General features: G+C 71.0%; 22 protein-coding genes and 1 pseudogene. 12 read left to right on the top strand and 11 right to left on the bottom strand.

Annotated elements, in window-relative coordinates:
* Positions 1-61 precede the first annotated feature (61 nt).
* The 5 genes from ACZ7J0_RS16325 to ACZ7J0_RS16305 form a co-directional block, all read right to left on the bottom strand.
* Entirely contained in the window at positions 62-769 is a 708-nt protein-coding gene (locus ACZ7J0_RS16325; RefSeq protein ID WP_470887831.1) for a hypothetical protein, read from the bottom strand.
* Positions 766-1,992 carry an MAB_1171c family putative transporter gene (locus ACZ7J0_RS16320; RefSeq protein ID WP_470887829.1) on the bottom strand — a complete coding sequence of 409 codons (1,227 nt, stop codon included), beginning with the start codon at positions 1,990-1,992 and terminating at the stop codon, positions 766-768. Before ACZ7J0_RS16320 ends, ACZ7J0_RS16325 begins: the two co-directional genes overlap by 4 nt.
* Before the next feature lie 57 nt (positions 1,993-2,049).
* On the bottom strand, positions 2,050-2,643 hold the full coding sequence (locus ACZ7J0_RS16315; protein WP_470887827.1) for a toxin: 594 nt from the start codon (positions 2,641-2,643) through the stop codon (positions 2,050-2,052).
* Positions 2,644-2,729: 86 nt separating this feature from the next.
* Complete coding sequence (locus ACZ7J0_RS16310) at positions 2,730-3,212, bottom strand: hypothetical protein (protein ID WP_470887896.1); 483 nt, start codon at positions 3,210-3,212, stop codon at positions 2,730-2,732.
* A gap of 642 nt (positions 3,213-3,854) precedes the next feature.
* On the bottom strand, positions 3,855-5,111 hold the full coding sequence (locus ACZ7J0_RS16305) for a helix-turn-helix domain-containing protein (protein ID WP_470887825.1): 1,257 nt from the start codon (positions 5,109-5,111) through the stop codon (positions 3,855-3,857).
* 187 nt (positions 5,112-5,298) lie between these two features.
* Here ACZ7J0_RS16305 and ACZ7J0_RS16300 point away from each other — a divergent pair, with 187 nt between their 5' ends.
* Together ACZ7J0_RS16300 and ACZ7J0_RS16295 are read left to right on the top strand one after the other, a co-directional pair.
* Positions 5,299-5,943: a hypothetical protein gene (locus tag ACZ7J0_RS16300; RefSeq protein ID WP_470887895.1), complete on the top strand. Its 645-nt coding sequence runs from the start codon at positions 5,299-5,301 to the stop codon at positions 5,941-5,943.
* A gap of 75 nt (positions 5,944-6,018) precedes the next feature.
* Positions 6,019-7,236, top strand: coding sequence for a L,D-transpeptidase (locus ACZ7J0_RS16295; RefSeq protein ID WP_470887893.1), 1,218 nt, complete (start codon positions 6,019-6,021; stop codon positions 7,234-7,236).
* Between the two features lie 133 nt (positions 7,237-7,369).
* Here the strand turns inward: ACZ7J0_RS16295 and ACZ7J0_RS16290 are convergent, their stop codons facing one another.
* The gene (locus ACZ7J0_RS16290; RefSeq protein ID WP_470887823.1) at positions 7,370-8,155 is read right to left on the bottom strand and encodes a hypothetical protein; all 786 of its coding nucleotides are present in this window, start codon (positions 8,153-8,155) and stop codon (positions 7,370-7,372) included.
* Between the two features lie 430 nt (positions 8,156-8,585).
* Between ACZ7J0_RS16290 and ACZ7J0_RS16285 the strand changes: the two genes are divergently transcribed.
* Positions 8,586-9,200: a dihydrofolate reductase family protein gene (locus ACZ7J0_RS16285; protein ID WP_470887821.1), complete on the top strand. Its 615-nt coding sequence runs from the start codon at positions 8,586-8,588 to the stop codon at positions 9,198-9,200.
* Positions 9,201-9,302: 102 nt separating this feature from the next.
* Here ACZ7J0_RS16285 and ACZ7J0_RS16280 read toward each other — a convergent pair whose 3' ends face one another.
* Positions 9,303-9,836: a putative immunity protein gene (locus ACZ7J0_RS16280; RefSeq protein WP_470887819.1), complete on the bottom strand. Its 534-nt coding sequence runs from the start codon at positions 9,834-9,836 to the stop codon at positions 9,303-9,305.
* Positions 9,837-10,087: 251 nt separating this feature from the next.
* On the opposite strand from ACZ7J0_RS16280, the gene ACZ7J0_RS16275 reads away from it, so the two are divergent.
* The 7 genes and pseudogenes from ACZ7J0_RS16275 (at position 10,088) to ACZ7J0_RS16245 (ending at position 13,188) form a co-directional block, all read left to right on the top strand.
* Positions 10,088-10,495, top strand: coding sequence for a hypothetical protein (locus ACZ7J0_RS16275; RefSeq protein ID WP_470887817.1), 408 nt, complete (start codon positions 10,088-10,090; stop codon positions 10,493-10,495).
* A 49-nt stretch (positions 10,496-10,544) separates the two neighbouring features.
* Positions 10,545-10,937, top strand: a pseudogene (locus ACZ7J0_RS16270) (LLM class flavin-dependent oxidoreductase); the annotation flags it as partial.
* 128 nt (positions 10,938-11,065) lie between these two features.
* A complete protein-coding gene (locus tag ACZ7J0_RS16265) occupies positions 11,066-11,458 on the top strand; it encodes an LLM class oxidoreductase (protein WP_470887904.1) in 393 nt (130 codons plus the stop codon).
* Positions 11,459-11,676: 218 nt separating this feature from the next.
* Positions 11,677-12,144 (top strand): hypothetical protein, encoded by a 468-nt coding sequence (locus tag ACZ7J0_RS16260; protein ID WP_470887815.1) that lies wholly within the window; start codon positions 11,677-11,679, stop codon positions 12,142-12,144.
* A 133-nt stretch (positions 12,145-12,277) separates the two neighbouring features.
* Positions 12,278-12,475, top strand: a complete 198-nt coding sequence (locus ACZ7J0_RS16255) for a hypothetical protein (protein WP_470887813.1) — start codon at positions 12,278-12,280, stop codon at positions 12,473-12,475.
* A gap of 54 nt (positions 12,476-12,529) precedes the next feature.
* Positions 12,530-12,889 carry a hypothetical protein gene (locus ACZ7J0_RS16250; RefSeq protein WP_470887811.1) on the top strand — a complete coding sequence of 120 codons (360 nt, stop codon included), beginning with the start codon at positions 12,530-12,532 and terminating at the stop codon, positions 12,887-12,889.
* Between the two features lie 5 nt (positions 12,890-12,894).
* Positions 12,895-13,188, top strand: a complete 294-nt coding sequence (locus tag ACZ7J0_RS16245; protein ID WP_470887809.1) for a superinfection immunity protein — start codon at positions 12,895-12,897, stop codon at positions 13,186-13,188.
* 290 nt (positions 13,189-13,478) lie between these two features.
* Here the strand turns inward: ACZ7J0_RS16245 and ACZ7J0_RS16240 are convergent, their stop codons facing one another.
* Entirely contained in the window at positions 13,479-14,165 is a 687-nt protein-coding gene (locus ACZ7J0_RS16240) for a hypothetical protein (protein ID WP_470887807.1), read from the bottom strand.
* 216 nt (positions 14,166-14,381) lie between these two features.
* A complete protein-coding gene (locus ACZ7J0_RS16235) occupies positions 14,382-15,032 on the bottom strand; it encodes a hypothetical protein (RefSeq protein ID WP_470887805.1) in 651 nt (216 codons plus the stop codon).
* Between the two features lie 277 nt (positions 15,033-15,309).
* On the opposite strand from ACZ7J0_RS16235, the gene ACZ7J0_RS16230 reads away from it, so the two are divergent.
* Positions 15,310-15,738, top strand: a complete 429-nt coding sequence (locus ACZ7J0_RS16230; RefSeq protein WP_470887803.1) for a hypothetical protein — start codon at positions 15,310-15,312, stop codon at positions 15,736-15,738.
* Between the two features lie 334 nt (positions 15,739-16,072).
* Here the strand turns inward: ACZ7J0_RS16230 and ACZ7J0_RS16225 are convergent, their stop codons facing one another.
* Positions 16,073-16,735, bottom strand: coding sequence for a response regulator (locus tag ACZ7J0_RS16225; protein WP_470887801.1), 663 nt, complete (start codon positions 16,733-16,735; stop codon positions 16,073-16,075).
* Positions 16,732-17,859, bottom strand: a complete 1,128-nt coding sequence (locus ACZ7J0_RS16220; RefSeq protein ID WP_470887799.1) for a sensor histidine kinase — start codon at positions 17,857-17,859, stop codon at positions 16,732-16,734. Before ACZ7J0_RS16220 ends, ACZ7J0_RS16225 begins: the two co-directional genes overlap by 4 nt.
* 215 nt (positions 17,860-18,074) lie before the next feature.
* Between ACZ7J0_RS16220 and ACZ7J0_RS16215 the strand changes: the two genes are divergently transcribed.
* Complete coding sequence (locus tag ACZ7J0_RS16215; protein ID WP_470887797.1) at positions 18,075-18,449, top strand: DUF6223 family protein; 375 nt, start codon at positions 18,075-18,077, stop codon at positions 18,447-18,449.
* Positions 18,450-18,691: the final 242 nt, after the last annotated feature.

Here is an 18,691-nt window from a genome sequence, read left to right as displayed (position 1 = left end):
AGCCATGTCATTCGCAGAGGAATTCCGTCGTACGGCAGGGCCCACGCGGGGCCTCCGGCATTCAGAGGAGCAGGAAGGCGCCTGCGGTGGCCGCGCCGAGGGACGCCCCGGCCACCGTCTGCGCGATGGTGTGATAGCCCAGGGCGACACGCGACCAGCAGACCGCGATCGTCAGGGCGTACCCGAGCAGCCACCACGGCGAGTGCACCGCCGCGAGGAGCGCCACGACCGCCGAGGCGACGGCGGAGTCCACGGAGATCTTCCACACCGTGTTGACGGCCAGCAGGCAGACGGTCATCCCCCACAGGGCCAGCATCGCGGTGAGGATCCCCGCGGGTGCGTGCCCGAGGACCATGACCACGGAACCGGCGCCGATGGAACCGAGGATGACGAAGAAGATCGGGGCCCGCTTGGTGCGGTCGACGACGTGCCGGTCGCCCCAGGTGCCGCGCCCCCGTTCCCACTCGATGTACCCGGCGGGCACCAGCCCGGCGCAGAGCGCGCCGAGGAATCCCCACAGGAGCCCGGTCCAGTGGCCCGCGGCGGCGAGGCCGATGGCGAGCATGCCGACGAGAAGGACGTTGCGTGGCTGCAGGACGTCCGTGACCGTACGAGCCACCGGCCGCCGGTGCTCGGCGACCGGAGGGGCTGTCGGCCCTGGGTTGTCGGCGACCGTAACGGCCGTCGGCCGCCGGTCCTCGGCGACCGGACGGGCCGTATCGCTCGCGCCGCCGGCTCCCGGGCCCGGAGGTCGGGTCGTCCCGCTCATGCCGCCGGCTCCAGCGCCGCGAGGACGGCCCGCGCGCCGGCGTCGTCGACGTGGCGGTACGCGGCGGCCACGCGGACCAGCCACGCGACCTCGCCGTCCTGGTCCGTGGCGTGCTGCGCCTCGACCGCCGCCGCGGCTCCGGCCGGCCCCCCCTCCGACTTGGCGGCGAGAGCCGCCTTGATCCAGTACGCCTCCGCCAGCGGCGCGTCACCCGCCGCGGCGTTCTTGGCGGCCGGGAGCAGACCGTCGGGGACGTAGTGGCGGAGCTTCTCGACCGCGTCGGCGATGTCGGCGGCCCAGCGGTCGATCCGCAGGTCGGCCGGGGTGTCGAAGCGCAGCAGCTCACGGGGGAGGGAGGCCGGCGGCGCGAAGGGCTGGTCGGGGAAGGCGACCATCAACTCCCGCCACAGCGGGTGGAGCCGGGCCTGGGCCCGCCACAGCTTGGCGCGGCGCCAGCCCTTGCTGAAGGCCGGGATGGACGCGCCGACGGCGAAGAACCCGAAGAGGACGAGCTGTGCCACCTCGGTGATCTTGTCGAAGTTCTCGGCGAAGGAGGCGCTCGGGTGGTCGGCGACGCTGATCCACATGAACAGGGTCCGGCTGACGGTGTAGCCGACGCCGATGAACATGGCGACGGTCATCATGCCGAGGCCGATCCGCAGATGGCGCAGCCGGGCGTCGGCGGTGGCCAGCGCCCACTGGTAGGCGCAGACGGCGGACGCGGCGCCCAAGTACAGGTAGAACACCGTCATGTAGAGCGTGGCGCCCCACTGCCCGGCGTGGTCGGACACGAACCGGTCGGAGGGGACGTGCCGGTCGACGACGGTGAAGAAGAGGACGGTCAGCAGGATCAGTGTGGCGGCGGACGCCTTGGTGGCGACCTGCTGGATGATCCGGGCGAACCGCACGTGCCGGGGGACGTCACCGCCGTCGGGGTACTGCCCGTAGATGGCGACGATGTAGCTGAGAATCGCCAGGATCGCGATGGTCGCCGTGTAGTGCTTGATCAGTACGGCGAGGTCGGTGACGGAGCTGTTGTTGAGCCCGATGCGGACGATGTGGGTCTTTGTCCACAGGGCCACGGCGAATCCCGCGTAGCAGCCCCACAGGGCCCGGCGCCGCTTGTCTTCTTCGTCGCCCCACAGCGCGGCGGGCATCCGCCAGAGGGCGACGGCCGTCATGAGCCCGGCTATCAGATAGCCGGCGAGGTCGAGGGGGGTCACGTCGTGTTCCTAGGGGTGTGGGGGGCGTGGGGGGCGTGCCGCCGGGGGTGAACCGGGTCAGGAGCGGCGGAAGAATCCCTGCCGCCGGTGGGCGACGGGCCGGGAGAGGGAGTTGGCGAGGCGTCCGACCATGTCGTCGCTGGTGACGTCCCGCGCCATACGGGGGATGAGGGAGGCGCCGAACTCGGCCATCCGCTCCTCGTGGGTGTCGTACTGGGCCCGCGCCTGGATGACGGTGTCGCCGAGCGCCGACGCGCCCGGCGGTGGGGCCCCGGGCGGTGCCGTCCCCGGCGCGAGGACGCGGCTGATCAGCGAGGTGTCGAAGACGGGCATCAACCGCCGCAGCTGCTCCGCGTCGAGGCCGGTGCCGTGGTCGAACCACTCGTGGCAGAGCTCGTGCAGGATCACGTGCTGGGTCTGGTACTCCGTGGGCCGCCGCCGGTACAGCACGAGGCTGGTGGTGCCCGATGCCAGCCGCAGGCCGCACGCCGCGTTCACGCGGGCCAGCCGGTCGGGGAGTTCGTGCAGCACGATGGTCCGGCCGCGGGCGGCTTCCATGTTGGCCACGAGCCCGGCGATGCTGAAGGGGGCGGGGATGGGAAGGTCAGCCAGTCCGGCTTCGCACTCTTTCCGCAGCTCGCGCAGGGACATTGAGGCCTCTTGGTCGTCGTCACGCGTGTGTGTGACATCGGACGGCGATTTTAGCCAATGCGTGCGAGTGACCGGGCGGGCGTTCCCTACCGCGTCGTACCGTCGCCCGTACCGTCGTCGGCGCCCTGGGGACCGCCGGGGCCCCCGCCCTTCGTGTCCGTCTTGCTCTCCTCCAGGAGGGAGAGGGCGAAACGCAACAGGTCGGGCGGCAGTCCTTCGTCGTCGACACCGCGGCCCGCGAGGCCGCTGATCTCCCCGGAGCGCCGCCTGGCGAGGAACTGCAGTCCGGCGACGACGTCGTCGACGACCTCGGACTCCTCCTTGAAGAACCGCCAGTCCACGCCGAAACCGAGGCCGAGCGCCTTGAGGATGTCCTCGGAGGGGTGAGTGACCTTCCCCGCGAGGATGTTGGAGAAGTAGCTGTGGGAGAGGGAACCGCCCCGCTCCTTGACGAGGTCGGCGAAGAACCGTCCCGACACCTTCTGGCCGGGGAAGGTCTTCTCGACCATGTACTCGACCTTCTGCTGCAACGTCGTCAGCTCAGGCGTGTGTTCTCCGCCGCTGTCCACTCGGCCCCCCACGTTCACGTCCGCCGTACTGTACCGACCTTGCCACGGCGGCCCCGGGCCCGGCACCGGTGACAAAGCGGAGCAAGTCGCTCCGTTGCCAGGACTGGGCTTGCGTAAACACTCTACGTCACTGTTAACTCGAAAAAACACGGACAGGGGGCCACGAGGGGAGCCCCCTGCCCGTGGAGATCTGACGACCCTTCGGACGGGTTCCGGCGGTGTGCCGGGCGGGGTCGGTGCGGTGTCCGGCCAGGTCCGGGTGGTGCCACGGACATGAGCAGCCCTTCGCGACGGGGGAGGCGCGAAGGGCTGCTCGTGCAGTATGGCACCTCGTCAGCATCGGCCGCAGGCAGCTCGGGCAGACAGTTCCCGGCTCAATCTCCTTGTTGATCACGCCTGTTGAGCGTGTGCGTCTCTCTTCCGTGCGAGCGCCGCAGCCCTGCGAGAGGACCGTGCCCCAGCCCTGACCGGCGGCGCTGACGGTGTCGAGGTTCTGGTCGGTGATCTCTCCGCCCTGCCCGCGTCCCCCACGCCGGACCCCAGGGGCTATGCCGTCCCCTCGCCCGGATCCGCCCTCTTCGCCACCCGCTGGCTCCAGGCACCGCAGGGTGTTCTGGTGAGCGGTGCGCCGCCGCGCGACGCTCAGCTCTCCGCGGTGATCCAGCGGTGCTCGGTCGTCATGTACTCGTACAACGGCCTTCCCTTGATGCCGCTGGTGCGGAACGGCTTGCCCTCGTCGGTGATCCGCACCGTGCCCGAGCGCCCCTCGCTGCTCCACTCCAGTTCCAGGTACCAGCGGCAGTCGCAGGTGGACGTCCGCGCGGTGACCAGCAGTTCCTCCGGGTCGGAGGACGTCACGGTGTACGGGAAGGAGACCGCCGGGATCGTCGTCCCCGAGCTTCCGTCGAAACCGGCGACGGGACGGGCGATCGGGCGGGGCGTGTCGAGGTTCACATCGATGGAGCGCGGCGTGAGCGCGCCTCCGCACCCGCCGCTCATCCGGTAGGCGCTCCCCTTCGCGGGCGCCTCCCGCTGGGTGACCCGTACGCGCACCGCCTGGAGGACCACCGTCCTCTCGGACCGGCCCTGGACGGAGACACGCACCTGGGTGTCCCGGCCGTGGACCGCGCCGACGGCACGCACCCACGGCTTGGCGTCCTGCTCCAGCGGCGGCGGAGGGACCTGCTCGGGACCGCGGTCGATGAGGTACTCGTGGCCGCACCCGCTCTGCCAGACGTCGGACGTGGCGCTCCAGGTGAACGGCAGGTCGGCGGGGGCGGTGTCGGCCGACGGAGGGACGGAGGGGCCGGGAGTGCGCCGGGCGGCTCCTTCGCTGTCGGCCCCCTCGGCGGGGGTGGCTCCGGCGCCGGGGCCGAGCGATCCCAGGGTGACCAGGGCGGTGACGACCGCGGCGACGACGACGGCGGCGAGGAACGCGGCCCAGCGGCGGCGGAGTCGGCGGGCCGGCGGTACGGGGGCCGGTTCTTCGGCGGCGGGTTCTTCGGTCGCGGGAACCCCGGAGGGCTCGGGCTCCGGCGGCGCGGCGGCCGAGGGCTCGGGCGTCCCGGGCGCGGTGGCCGCCGAAGGGACGGAAGCCGGCGCGGTGGCGCGGGTCGCGGCACCGGTCGGAGGCGTCTGCGGCCGCCGGACCGCGTCCGCCAGTATCCACAGCCGCTGCAGCCGGACCCGTTCCTCAGCGGAGGCCCCGCACAGTCGCGCCAGCCGGTCGACGGGCGTGAACTGCGCCGGTACCGCCTCGCCGGAGCAGTACCGGTGCAGCGTCGAGGCGCTCACGCCCAGCCGCCGCGCCAGAGCCCCGTAGCTGCGGCCGGAGCGGTCCTTGAGATCACGCAACCGCTCCGCGAACTCCTCGACCTCGGCTTCCCGCCCCGTGCGCATACGCCCCCCGTTCCCGTCCTGGCCCTGTTTCGTCCCGGGCGGCGTTCCACCCCGTCCACATGTCCCCACACCATCGGGGGTGGAATGGTTCCACCGTCCCGAGCGGTCGCGTCGGCATTGCGCGGTCCGGCGTACTCCTCCGAAGCTGATCAGCGTCTCGTCACCGTCGCATCGGGGGATGCCGTCCATGTTCAGCTTCCGCACCACGCTCACCGCCGCCACCGTCGCCGCGGCCGGCCTCGCACTGGGCGCCGCCACGCTCACCCCGGCCGCCGCCGCCCCGGTTTCCGCGCCGGCCCCGACCGCCCGGGCCGCTGCGCCGGCCTTCCTCGACGCGGCGCAGATGCCCCCGTCCTCCACCCCGTGGACCGCCGGGAGGGTCATCAAGGGCCTTCCGGAGGGCGGCGCGTTCTGCGCTCCCGGTGTCCTTCCGGCCGCCGGGACCAGCCACCGCGCCTTCCGTACCGAACTGGACACCGGTGGCCTGCAGATCAGCACGGTCGCCGCGACGCCCGCCAAGGCCGCCGAGCTCGTCACCTCCCTGCGCCGGGCCTTCGCCACCTGCGCCGAACGGATCGAGCGGCAGTACCCGACGGTCCGGGCGAGTGGCGTCTACCACGGCAGGGTGGCGGCGGAGGACGGCGCGTACGTCTACAGCCTGGACACCGAGGACACGGAGGTCGGCAGCACGGACATCGGCCTGTTCTCGGTGGGCCGTGACGGACGCACGGTCACCTACGTCCGGTGGGGGCAGCTGGGCGACCTGGCGGACGCCCCGGTGAAGGCGTTCAGGACCACCACTCGTACGGCGGTGAACAAGCTCTACCGCTGAGCCGGCCGGCCGGTCTCCGGACCACCCTCCACTCCCCACACCGACACCACACTGACAAGGAATTCAGTGACCACGATGTGTCCCGGGCGCGCTCTGCGCGCCCTGACGGTCCCGCTCCTGGGGATCGTCCTGTTGGCCGGATGCGGCTCCCCAGGCGCGACGGACGACGCGAAGAACACGAACCGGCTCGGGGAGGCGAAGCGGCGCGCCGCGGCCCCTGCCGGCATCGCCATCACCCCCGCCTGGAAGGGGGCCGAGTCCGTGAACCCCGCCGATGTCGTGAAGGTCGTGGCCGCCGGCGGGACGCTGACCTCCGTCGAGGTCAAGCCCGCCCGGGGCGAGGGCGTCGAGGTGACCGGGGCCTGGGACGCTCCCCGGCGCACCTGGCAGTCGGACCGCACGATGACCCCGGGTACGGAGTACGTCGTCGAGGCCACCGCCGTGAACCCGGCGGGCACGACGGCCCGGGCCCGGAGCACCTTCCGCACGCTGGCCGCCGAGCGGATCAACGGCGTGACCGTGACACCCGCCAGGGGCACGGTCGTCGGCATCGGACAGCCGGTGTCGATCGCCTTCGACGCCCCGGTGAGGAACAGGGCGGCCGTCGAGCGGCGGCTGTCGGTCACCACCGTCCCGAGGACCGAGGGGGCGTGGGGCTGGACCCGCGACCCGCTGACCGGCACCGAACGGGTGGACTGGAGACCCCGTACCTACTGGTCCAAGGGCACCAAGGTCACGATGGTCGCCGAGCTCAGCGGCGTGGAGACCGGCCCCGGCCGCTATCTGCGCCGGGACGTCACCACCACGTTCACCACGGGCACCGCCCGCGTCTCCGAGGTGGACCTGCGCCGGCACACCATGACCGTCACCGAGGACGGCAGAACGACCAGGGTCATCCCGGTATCGGGCGGCGCACCCGACTACCCGACCTGGAACGGCACCATGGTCGTCCTGGGCAAGCAGGCCCTCGTACGGATGACCTCGCGGTCGGTCAAGATCGACGACCCGTACGACAAGGAGGTCCCGTGGGCCGTTCACATGACCACCTCGGGCACCTACACCCACGCCGCCCCCTGGAACGAGGGCAAGGGCTACTTCGGCCGGGTCAACAAGAGCCACGGCTGCGTGGGGATGTCCGAGGCGGACGGCAAGTGGTTCTACGACCGGGCCGTACGCGGTGACGTCATCAAGGTCCACGGATCGACCCGGGCGACGGTCGCCACCGGTAATGGATACGGCGACTGGAACCTCAGCTTCGACCAGTGGCGGGGGCTCAGCGCCCTGCGCCACTGAGCAGTCGTTCCCGCCGGGCGGGCCGGCTTACGGGGGCGGCCCGAGGGGTGGGACGCGCAGAGGGCGGACCGCGGCGCGGTCCGCCCTCTGCGGCGTGGGGCGCGGCCCGAAGTCACAGGCCCGCCGGGGGAGATCAGGGGCAGGACGCGATGGTGCTGCGCGCGCGCTCGGGGGAAGCGTGCTTCACCTTGCAGGTGTCCGTGTCGAGGCCGCCGTCCACCACGCCCCAGCCGGGGCCGGCGAGCAGCTCGGCGCCGTCCTTGCCGCGGATCACGTCCTTGCCGGGGCCGCCCTGGATGACTCCACCGGCCTCCACCGCCAGGCCCTTCGCCTCGACGGTGTCGTTGTCGCTGCCGCCGAGCACACGCCCGCCGAAGTCGATGACGCCGGTCGAGATGTAGTCGCCCCCGTCGTTGCCGAACACCTGGCCGCCGCCGCGCTGGTAGTCGCCGGGGGTGCCGTGGACGCTGCCGACGGTGATCCGGTCGCTGCCCATGTCGCCGTAGACGGAGGCGCCGTGCTCGCTCGTGCCGCGGACCGTGGCGACGGTGATGGTGTCGTCACCGGCGTTGCCGCGCATGGAGCTGGACCCCTCGCGGGGGAGGAGGTGGCTGCTCTGCATGGTGTCGTCGCCGTCGCCGCCGAGCACCTGCGAGTCGACGACGAGGCCCTTGACCCGGATGTAGTCGTCCCCGCCGCCGCCCCACACCGTGACGTTCTCGATGTCGTTCTCGCACTCGATGCGGTCGTTGCGGTCGGTGCCGAAGACGGTGGCACCGGGAGGCGCGGAAACACCGTTGACGGTGCACTGATGACTGGGAAGCGCGCTGCGGTCGGCCGCTGCCGCGTGGGCCGGAACGGCCATGAGCAGAGCGGAGACGATCGCGGTAGCGGTGAGGGCGCGGGATGTGGCAGGCATTCGGTCTCCTGGGGTGGAAGGTTGGCTCTTCATCTGCCCGCTCGGAAACTATAGATGGACAAACCTGACATTTCGTCACCCGCTCGCCCGATAAAGTGTGTTTATGTCATGGTGCGCTAACGGTACTTAGTCACGGCGGCGCGGGCCGGTCGGGATCCCACCCGCCCCTTGGCCGGACGAACCCGGTCCAGGCGGTCCTCCGCACATAGCGAAGCGCCCGAGCCGAACCGCGCACCGGAGCCGGCCCACGACCCCTCCGCCGACCGGGCGAACCACCGCCGCGTCGGCCCCTGACCGGCGCTGCCGACAGCTCTCCTTGGGTACCGATGCGGCACTGCGCACGCGACGGACGCGACACCGATGAGTTTGTCCGGCCGCCACGGTCTCTCCCCGCGTAGAGCCCGCCCGCCACCGCTCCCGGAGGACCATCATGAGGAAGATCACTGCCGGACTGTTCATCTCGCTCGACGGGGTCGTGGAGGCGCCGGACCAGTGGCACTTCCCGTACTTCAACGACGAGATGGGCGCCGCCGTCGACGCGACCCTCGGCGCGGCCGACACCGTCCTCTTCGGCCGTACGACCTACGACAGCTTCGCCGGGGCGTGGCCGGAGCGCGAGGCGGCCGGCGGCGAGGACGCCGGCTTCGCCAAGAAGCTCGGGGACGCACGCAAGATCGTCGCGTCGCACCGGAAACTCGACTTCACCTGGCGCAACTCCGAACAGCTCGAGGGCGACCTCCTCGACGCCGTCACCGCCCTGAAGAACGAACCGGGCGGAAACATCGGCATGAGCGGCTCGGTCTCGGTCGTCCGCCAACTCCTGGCGGCGGGCCTGCTGGACGAACTCCACCTCCTGGTCCACCCGATCGCCGTCCGCAAGGGCATGCGCCTGTTCGACGAGGGCGAGCGCCCGATCCCCCTGAAGCTGCTCTCGTCGGAGACCTTCCGAACCGGCGTCCTGAGCCTGATCTACACCCCGGCGCAACCCCCCGCCGACGCCACCTACACCGACGCGAAGACGCACCTGCCCCAATCCGAGGAGTAGCTCAGGGAGGACGCCAAGGTCCCGCCGCACGCGTCTCCACTGGCACCAACTGCGGGTCGCTCGCCGCCCGTAGGGAATCCCTTGCGGGCCTGGTGATCGCCCTCAGGCGCGGAGCGCGGCGTCGAGATCGCGAATGAACCCGCCCACGCGCCCGCCTCCGGGAGGCGCGGCGGGCAGGCGGCCGAGCACCGCGCCGACCGCCGGTGGTGCGTGATGACGCGCCCATTCCAGGGTCCCAGCAGTGACAGTTCGGTCTTCTCCGGATGCCAGCTCTTCCGCCCGTGCCGCGTGCGCCGCCGCACCGAGGATGTGTTTCACCTGATGAGCGCTTGCCTTGGGGTGCAGATACGCGGCGGCAGCCGCATGGCTCGCCGCTCGTGCCGCGTCGCCCGCGGCGGGCGACGCGGCTTCACGTGCCGCTCTGTACGCCGCCCACGCCCTCTCCCGCAGCACGGCCGTCCGCCGGCCGCCCCCGGCGAACGCGTGTGCCGCTTCGATCGCGTCCCGGGGGCGCGGGTCAGCGGGAAGACTCTGCTCGAAAATCGACAGCGCCCTGCGCGCGCAGTCAGCGGCATAGCCCGTGATCTCACGAAGCTCGTGTTCGCTCAGCTCGATGTTCTCCGACTCGGTTGGCACGGCTCCATCCTGCCGCAGTCACCGATCGGCGCGGAGCCCCTCCCGCGAGCCACGGTCTCGTCGCCGCGCCTCAACAACCTTGAAAATCATGGTTGTTGCGTCACAGCGCTGCAGTGCCGGGACCAGGCGCCGAGGGCGTGCGATCACCGATCGGGTACGCGCCGGGTACGGCCGTACTCCGCTGAAGCACTCGGATGGGGCTGAGTACGTGCGCTCTGGTCGGTCACAGCGCGAGCCGGAACGCTTGGGCCATGCGACAACAACCACTGAAGTCCGTTCCCCAGCCGTCGGCGATCCTCGTGCTGGGTCTGGCGACGCTCGCTGCATGGGCTGCCTGGCTGGGCTGGGATCAGCATCGCGACGTGCAACCCGACGGAACGACGACCGGCCCGTACGAAGCGTGGCAGGTGATCGGACTGGTGCTGACTCTGCTGGTCCCTGTGTACTGGGCGGCCTCCCGGCGCTACCTCGCGGGCGCCGTGCTCGGCACCACGGCCGGCCTGACCGTTGCCGCCTATTACGACTGGTCGGACGACGCCAGCGGCCTCTTCATGGTCGGCGTGGTGATGGTCATGCTCGGAAGCCTCGTCGTGACCACCGCCGTTACCGCCGTAATCGCAGCTCTGAGACGAGAAGGCCCGGCCGCCGGCCGCGGCTGACCTCCCGTAGCTCCAGCCGGATCGGTCAGCGAGGGTCACTCCGGTCGCAATGCGGCCGGGGAGGGACGCCATCGGACGGCGGGGTTGCCGGAGTTGCGGTACTCGGCTGCTCTACCGCCAGGCTGCCACTCAGCCGGCGATACGGCCCCGGCTGGTCTCCGCCACCCATGTCTCCACCAACTCGGGACTCGTCTCGCCGATCGCCGAGATCGGCCGGCACCGCCGGGCTGGGCGGGGCGCCGTCGCGTCCGGGGTCAGCCGGAGCCGCGGGGCGGAAGCGATGGCGCAGCCCGGGATCCTGCTGTCGCAGACCCGCCGGATCGTGGTGGCAGCCGGCAGCGCGGATATCTACGCGCGCGACCCGGTGACGACCGCCGCCGCTCAGCGCACCCTTGAGGAGGCATTCCCCGGACGCTTCCTGCTCGGCCTGTTGGGACAGCCACCCCGGCCTCGCGGAAGCAATCCGGGGCCACCCCTTCGTGCCCCCGGTGCCCACCATGCGCGCCTACCTCGACGCGCTGGACACCGCCCCGTTCGGGCCGCCGACCATGGGCCCCTCGCCCCCATCGTGTGCTCTCGGCACTGGACCCCGGCATGCTCGCGCTCGCCGCCGAACGAGCCTGGGGCGCGAACCCGTTGGGCATGCCGGTCGAACACACCCGCAACACAAGAGCCGTACTCGGACCCACCGGGCTGCTGGCCGTCACCCAGCTGTGCGTGCTGGGCCCGGACCGCTCACACACCGCCGCGCCGGCTCGCACCATGGCAGCAGCCGCCCTGCCCAACCGTCACACCCTGCTCCAGGAGCTGGGGTACGAGAACGTGGACTCGCTCGACGACCGGCTCGTCGACGCGCTCGTGGCCCACGGCACCGCCCAGGACATCGCCCGCCGCGTCCATGAGCACCTCGACGCCGGGGCCGACCATGAGTCGCCGGGAGCGAACCCGATAACGAACGCGTAGTCGTCGTATGGGGTAGATCGGCCACAGTCACCCCGTCCGAGCTGGTGGAGACCTTGGGTCGGGCCTCGGTGGCATCGCCCATGCCGGGGACCATGTTCATTAATGATCGCACTTCTGTAATACTAGCGCTCACATTGAGCGCGGGCGTCACATTGCATGCACGCCACAATGCAACTTTCGCCCCCATTTTGGCGCACCCGAGACCCCAGGAGCCCCACATGGCCCGAGTGCAAACCGGATGCCCCGACTGCAAGCGCTGCACCAACAGCGGCCTCAACGAAGCCGGCCGCCGAATGGGCCGCTGCATGGTCGCCACGAGCGCTATGGGCGTCAGCGAGATAGCCACCCGCAAGTGCCGCGGCCGCGGTCACGCAATGAGCCTCCACGGCCGCGCCGACAACGCCCGCTACGACCATCAGGACAACCCCGCCCAGGGCGCAGCGTGGGGCGCGCATGCCATGCCGCAGCAGGGCTACCCGCAGCCGTTACCCTCACCAGCCCTACCCGGCCGCCCCAGCCCACCCACAGCCCCCCATGCAGCCGACGGCGCCCGCCGCCCCGACGCCACCACCAGCACCGACGAGAGAACCGTCAGGCTGACCGGGCTCGACACCCTCCGCGACACCGGCGTCATCATCCCCGACGCATGCACTGAGCAGCGCACTCACCTGATCAACGCCCTCTGACCTTCGCTCAGTAGACGCCTGATCATCAAACTCATCGTCAGTCGGCACCCGAGGACACAAGATCGGTGAGGAACTACACAACGGCGGCGTCTCCATCACGGTCCACCGCATACGGGAAGCCAACTCGATCACCATGCTCGGCGAGCGCAAGAGCGCAGGATCCGGCGCCAAATACGTGATCGTCGAGACCACCGTGGTCAACAACACGAAGAGGAGCATGGATCTGACCTGCTCCCTGCCCATCGTGGATGACCTGTACGACAAGGCCCCGACGCCGAACCCACCACGTTCGAGATCAGCCACGAATAGCCAGATACATGCGCGGCTCTGATCGAAGCAGGGGCGCGCCCGCGCACCACACCCTACGCAGCAGAAGGGTACCGCCATGCCCCGTATACGGCTCGAACCCCAAGGCTCCCCGAGCTGGGCAAAGACCACCGCAGCCGCTGCCCTCGTCCTCGCCGCCTTCGTCGCCGTCAGCGCCGCAGACCACTACTACGACAACAGCGACACCGGCGAGACCAGCAGCGGAGAGGACGCGCTGACCCTCGGCGAGTACCGATCCCTGTGGCTCGGAATGCCGGAAATCGACCTGCCCGACTACGCCGAGACCTGCGAGCAGGACGGCGAAAACAGCCTCGGCGGCTCGTCCTGGACCTGCTATGGCGAAGATGGCGTCAGTAATGCGTCGCTGATCTTCGTGGACGGCGCCCTGTACTCCAAGGCCCAATTCGGGCTGGAGTGATCGGGGTGGAACTCTTCCTGATCCTGATGTATTTCGTCCCCACCGTCGCAGCCGTCTGCCGCAACGCCAAGAGCACCGGCCCCGTGGTCGTCGTCAACGTGTTCTTGGGCTGGACGTTCGTCGGCTGGGTCGTGGCTCTGGCCATGGCGTGCGGCGAGCAGCGCCCCCGCCAGGACCGCCCGCCGATCGGCGGGCCCCGGGGCAATCCGAACTGGCCCTTCCCGCCCGTCCAGCGCCGCCCGCCCGGCGGACACCCCGGCGGACAGCCCGCCATCTGGCGAAAGGACGACGACGCGTGATCCGCCGCATCCTCCGGCGAAACGCCTGCCCCGACCACGCCCAGGGCGCCCGTCCCTGACCCCACCCCGGCCCGCGCTCCAGGCCGGCCCGACCGGCGGGGGCGCCGCCGATTCGTACGCGCCCTGTACAGCCGGCCGCCCGCCGACGGAACCGCGACCCACGCCCGAGGTGCCGTCAGCAGCGCAGCAGTCCACGTCGCCCGGCCGCGCCCGCCGCCTCACACAATGCGCCCGGCCGACCACCGAGTTGGAGAGTGGGCCGTGTCACGTCTCGGGGCGGGTGCTCTGAGTCAGCGGGTCGTGGCGTACTTCGCGACCTTGGTGACCAGGAACGTGGGCGCGGTCATCTGCCCGCCCATCGTGGTGGTGTACGTGAACGGAACTCCGACCACCACCTTCGCCTCGAACACGTCACCCTGCACGATGTCGTCCATACCGGTCCCGGTGGACGATGCCGGTGCCGTGAAGATCGAATTCGTGTCGCAGTCCGCGACGTAGCCGTACTGTGGCTGCTTCTTCTCACCGCATGCGTTCGCCCGGAACGAGGAAGCGCCGGTGGCGCTGTCGGACTGCGTTACGTACCCGTATACCCGGTAGCACTTGCCGAGGTGCTGGGCGGCGTCTCGACTCAGCTTCTTGAAGTCCCGGTCGCTGATCGTCTTGAACTTCGTGCACGCGGGTGGCGTCGGCGTCGGCGTCGCTGTCGGCGTGACGGGCGCAGCGGTCGGCACGGTGACGCCGGAGTCAGGGCCAGGTGTGATCGACGTACTGGGGGGTTCCGGCGCCGAGCTGGTCGCGCCGGCGGGGGCAGCGGCGGCCGTGCTCCCCGAGCCGGCACCGAGGGCGTACCCGCCGACTCCTGCACCGGCAACAACAAGGGCCGCCGCTGCTATGCCCGCATACAGCAGGCGGCGGCTGATGGCCGGCGCCGGAGCCGGGGCGACGGGCGGGAGCGGCGGCATCGGCGGGGTAGTCATGTGAGGTGTGTGTCCCTTCGCGGTGTGTGGGTGTGGTGCCAGGAGGTGGCGCGGGTTTGGCGGGACACACTGTCGGGGTGTGCCCGTACCGGGCGGAGTCGAAGGACCGGCGGCGGTCGGCCGGGATTCAGGCGGGGAGTGCCGCGACCTCGGGCGTCTCGCGCGGCCACGCCACGCGCGGGCGCGTTACGTCGGCCAGTGCGCTGGTGGGCGCGATCAGCTCCCGTAACCCCAGCGGGCGCGACGGTCCTTGCCCATGAAGCATTTCGCGGGCCTGCCGTCGTTGGTGAGGGCGCGGGCGCCGACGGGCGAGCAGAAGCGCCCGTACTGGACTCCGCTCTTGGCGCCTCCGCCGGAGCTGGAGGAGCCGCCGCTGGACGACGTCCCGCCCCCCGAGCCGGAGCCGTCGTCGCCTGCGCTGTCGTCCTGCGCCGGGGGCGTTGGGGAGGGCTCGGCTTCCCGCGTCGGCGTGGGCTGGGAAGCCCTCGGGGGTTCGCTCTCTGTCTGGCTTGGCGTGCGGCTCGGAGTCTGAGTCGGAGCCTGGGTCGGAGTCAGAGGGGGCGTCGCGGTGACGGTCACGGTGACAGTCGGCTGCGGTTGGGGCGTGGCGCCCGGGTTCTTGCCGCCGTCCGAGGGGACGAAGAGAACCAGGAACCAGACCGTGGCCAGCGTGGCGGCCACCGCCTTCCGTCGCTCGCTCCAGGGCCGCATGTACGCCAGCGCCACGCCCAGCGGGGGCAGGAAGAGGAACGCGGCTATGAGCGCCGGCCGCCGATGCCACCAGCGCCGCGATGGTGGCTGCGGATGCGGGTAGGGCGGCCGACAGCCGGGCGTCTGCCGCGGAGTGGGCGGCGGCGTGGTGGTCATCGTGCGCTCCTGTCGGCGGTACGCGAAAGTCCCCCGGAGCGGGGCCTCGTGAGTGGAAAACAGCTCGTGCACTGCTTCGGGGCCGGGCCCGGCTCGGTGCCCGGGGGTTCAGGCAGGACACGGACATGGCGGTGTTCTCTTGGAGGGCAGCAGTAAGCGCCCGCTCGGCACTGCGGCATCATGGAAGAGGGGCGGCCGACATCATGGCACAGCCACGATCAACTTGCACGCTTGCATTACATGTGGGCGATTAGATTGAGACGAAGGGCAGCGCGAGGTGAAGGTCACTACCAGCACGAACGGGGTCACGGTGGAAGAGCTGCCCGGGTACGAGGGCTACGCGTTCGTGGTGGGCTACCCACCGGGCGGAGCGAAGCCGAACGGCTTCTACGTCTCCGCCCCCGACGGCGCCCCTGTGACCGCGACCTTCATTCGCCGCCTGCCCCTGGACAAGGTCCTCAAGGTCGCCTCCGAGGCCCGTGTCGACGAGATGCGCGAGCAGGTTGAGCCGAAGGTGGAGGGACGCAGGTACGGCGGCGGCGAGGAGCACGCAGTCCATGTCGCCGAGGTCTACAACTGGGCGGTCGAGCACAACATCCCGCCCCGCAGCGCCATCGCGACCCGCTGGGCCCGCTCCGAGGCCACGGCCGGCCGGTGGATCGCCGAAGCGAGGAAGAAGGGCGTCCTGCCGCCGCACGGAAGCTGACCGCAGGGCGCAGTCTGCCGCTGATCCCATCAGACACGAGCGTCGGCTACGACATTGCCGGCGGCTCCTGGCAATGCGGCGCGAGCTACTGATGGAGCTCGTGCCCCTACTCAGCCGGGTCTTCAGCGGATCCAGACCACCGCTGATGGGGATTCCTGAAATCGGCTCGTCGGCCTGTACCCGTGCTGACCGCTGCTCACCGCTCCGAAGGGGACGGGTGGGGCACGTGACGGGAAGAGGTCACGCAGTGGCCGCTACGGAGCCCCGAGAGCGGCGCCACCCCGCCGGACCGCGCTCCTGCGAGGGCGCACCGTTGCGAGCGCGATCCGGGACGTCAAGGGTTGTGTGGGGTCACCAGGCCGGATTCGTAGGCGAGAACCACGAGCTGAGCGCGGTCACGGGCGTGGAGCTTGGTCATGGCCCGGTTGATGTGGGTTTTTGCGGTCATCGGGCTGATCACCATGCTCTCGGCGATCTGGTCGTTGGACAGGCCCCGCGCGGCCAGGGCGACGGCCTCGCGTTCGCGGGCGGTCAGCTCTCCCAGCCCTGTGTCGGCGCCCCTGTGGAGCGGCTGGGTGACGTACCTGTTGATGAGCTTGCGGGTGATCGACGGTGCCAGCAGCGCGTCACCGCGTGCGGCGACGCGTACGGCATGCAGGAAGTCTTCCGGCACGATGTCCTTGACGAGGAACCCAGCAGCGCCGGCCCGCAGCGCGTTGAAGACGTGTTCGTCCAAGCCGTAGTTGGTCAGGATGACGACGTGCACCCCGGCCAAGGCCGGGTCCTCGGCGATGCGCCGGGTCGCCTCGATGCCGTCCATGACCGGCATCTGGATGTCGATGAGCGCGACGTCGGGCAGGTGCTTCCTGGTCAGAGCCAGGCCCTCCTTCCCGTCGGCGGCCTCGGCCACCACCTCGATGTCGTCTTCGAGGTCGAGGAGCAAGCGGAACCCGCTGCGAATGAGCGGCTGGTCGTCGACCAGCAGGACACGGATCACGAGGTCCGGTCCATCGGGAGTTCGGCCTGGACGGTGAAGCCGCCCTCCGTACGCGGTTCCGCGCGCAGCCGGCCGCCGAGGGCGGTGACTCGTTCGCGCATCCCGTGCAGCCCGACACCGGGCGTCGGGGCGGCGTCCGGTGCGGCCTTGCCGTCGTCGTCGATCCGTACGGCCAGGGCGTCCGGGCGGTAGTCGATCCGGACCGACGCGGTGGCGGCGTCGGCGTGCCGGGCGACGTTGGTGAGCGACTCCTGAACGATCCGGTAGACGGTCCGGCCCACCGCGGCCGGCACCTCCTGTCGTTGTCCTTCGATCGTCAGCGTGGCGTCCAGGCCGGTCAGCTGGGCCTTCTCCACCAGTTCCGGGACGTGGCCGAGCCCACGCGGCGGGCTCGTGTCGTCGTCGCGCAGCGCCTCCAGGGTCGCGCGCAGCTCCCGGGTCGCCTCGCGTCCGGCCTCCTGGATCGCCAGGAGGGCCTCGGGTACCTGTTCGCCACGCTTGCGGGCCACGTGGACGGCGACCTCGGACTGCACCTTGATGATCGAGATCTGGTGGGTGAGCGAATCGTGCAGCTCCCGCGCGATGCGCAGCCGCTCCTCGTCGGCGCGGTGCCGCGCGGTTTCCTCCCGGGTGCGCTCTGCTTCGTCCGCACGCTGCTCGGCCTGCCTCAGCGCTTCGCCCGCGGCGCCCGCGGCGATCAGCCAGGCGATCTCCAGGGCGCCCCGGGCCTGGGCGAACGCCTCGCCCGTGTCGTGCAGGCCGGAGGCCAGGGCGGCGAGCGGCAGAGTGGCCAGCACGGTCACGCTCGCCGCCACCGTGAGGGCGCGGTGCCCCGCACGCATCGCGGCGTACACCGCGAACAGGAAGGCGACGGCCGGCACGTCGAAACCGGCCGCCTGGTAGCCCACCGCGCACAGCCCGGTGAGGACGAGGACCGGAGCGGGAGCCCGACGGCCTGCGGCCAGCGCCAGGCCACCAGCCACCAACAGCAGATAGCCCAGCAGGTCGAGGGTGGTGGCCGAGTGTTTCCCGGACAACCCTGTGACCAGCAGGACCGCTGCCACGCAGACTGCGATCGCCCAGTCTCTGACACCGGCCGGAACACCGAACCGTCCTCTACTCATGCGCGCACCCTAGCCGGGCGCCCGCGCGGGCGAATCCCGCTCCCGCACGAGCCGCCGGCTACCGCGCACGCAGTACTTTCTCGGCGCCTGCAGCGTCCGCGGTACCCGGATGCGGCATCGGCGGCAGTGCGGATTGCCCGCGCCTGCTGGACGACCGGCGGTGGGGCCGGCGGACATGATCGGGCCACGTCCAACCGTACGAGAAGGAGCACCTCATGCCAGCCCGATCGATGTTCGCCGCACCGGCCGTCGCGTATCTCTCCGTCCAGCCGACCGCCGTCGGTGTTTTCGCCATGAGCCCCGGGCGCCTCGGGGCCATCGTGGCCGCACTGCTCGGGCTGGCCGGTGTGGTCGTCGGTGGGCTGGCTCTGGCCCGTCCCGCCGGTCGTTCCGGGACCCGCTCACGCAGATGTGGCGCCATCGTGGCGGGGCTGACCGCCATGGCCCTCGGCGGGCTGGTCGTGGCCACCTCTGACAGCGGCATCGGCACGGGCAACGGGCGGGGCGGGGCTTTTGTTGCCCTGCTGCTGGGGCTGGTCGGTGTGGTTCTCGGTGGGCTGGCTCTGGCCCGCTCCCGCCGTACCGTCTGAGTGGGCCCCAACCCCAGGCAACGGGTGCGTGCGTCGGCTGGCGTAGCTCTCCTGCGCAGTTGGCGGGCGATGTTCGGCCGGGCTTCTTCGGCGCAACCGCAGTCCTCATGAAGCACAGCTGCGCACCTCGTGCGCCGGTCGTCGGCGTCGCGGGAATTCGGCTCACCTCGTCACCCGATCGTGGTCGTACCGGCTTCTCACCGAGGAGCAGGTCGTCGCTCCACCACCGATCCGCTCGCACC

This window comes from Streptomyces sp. NPDC038280, assembly GCF_055600045.1.
This window is presented reverse-complemented; position numbering and strand designations above follow the sequence as displayed.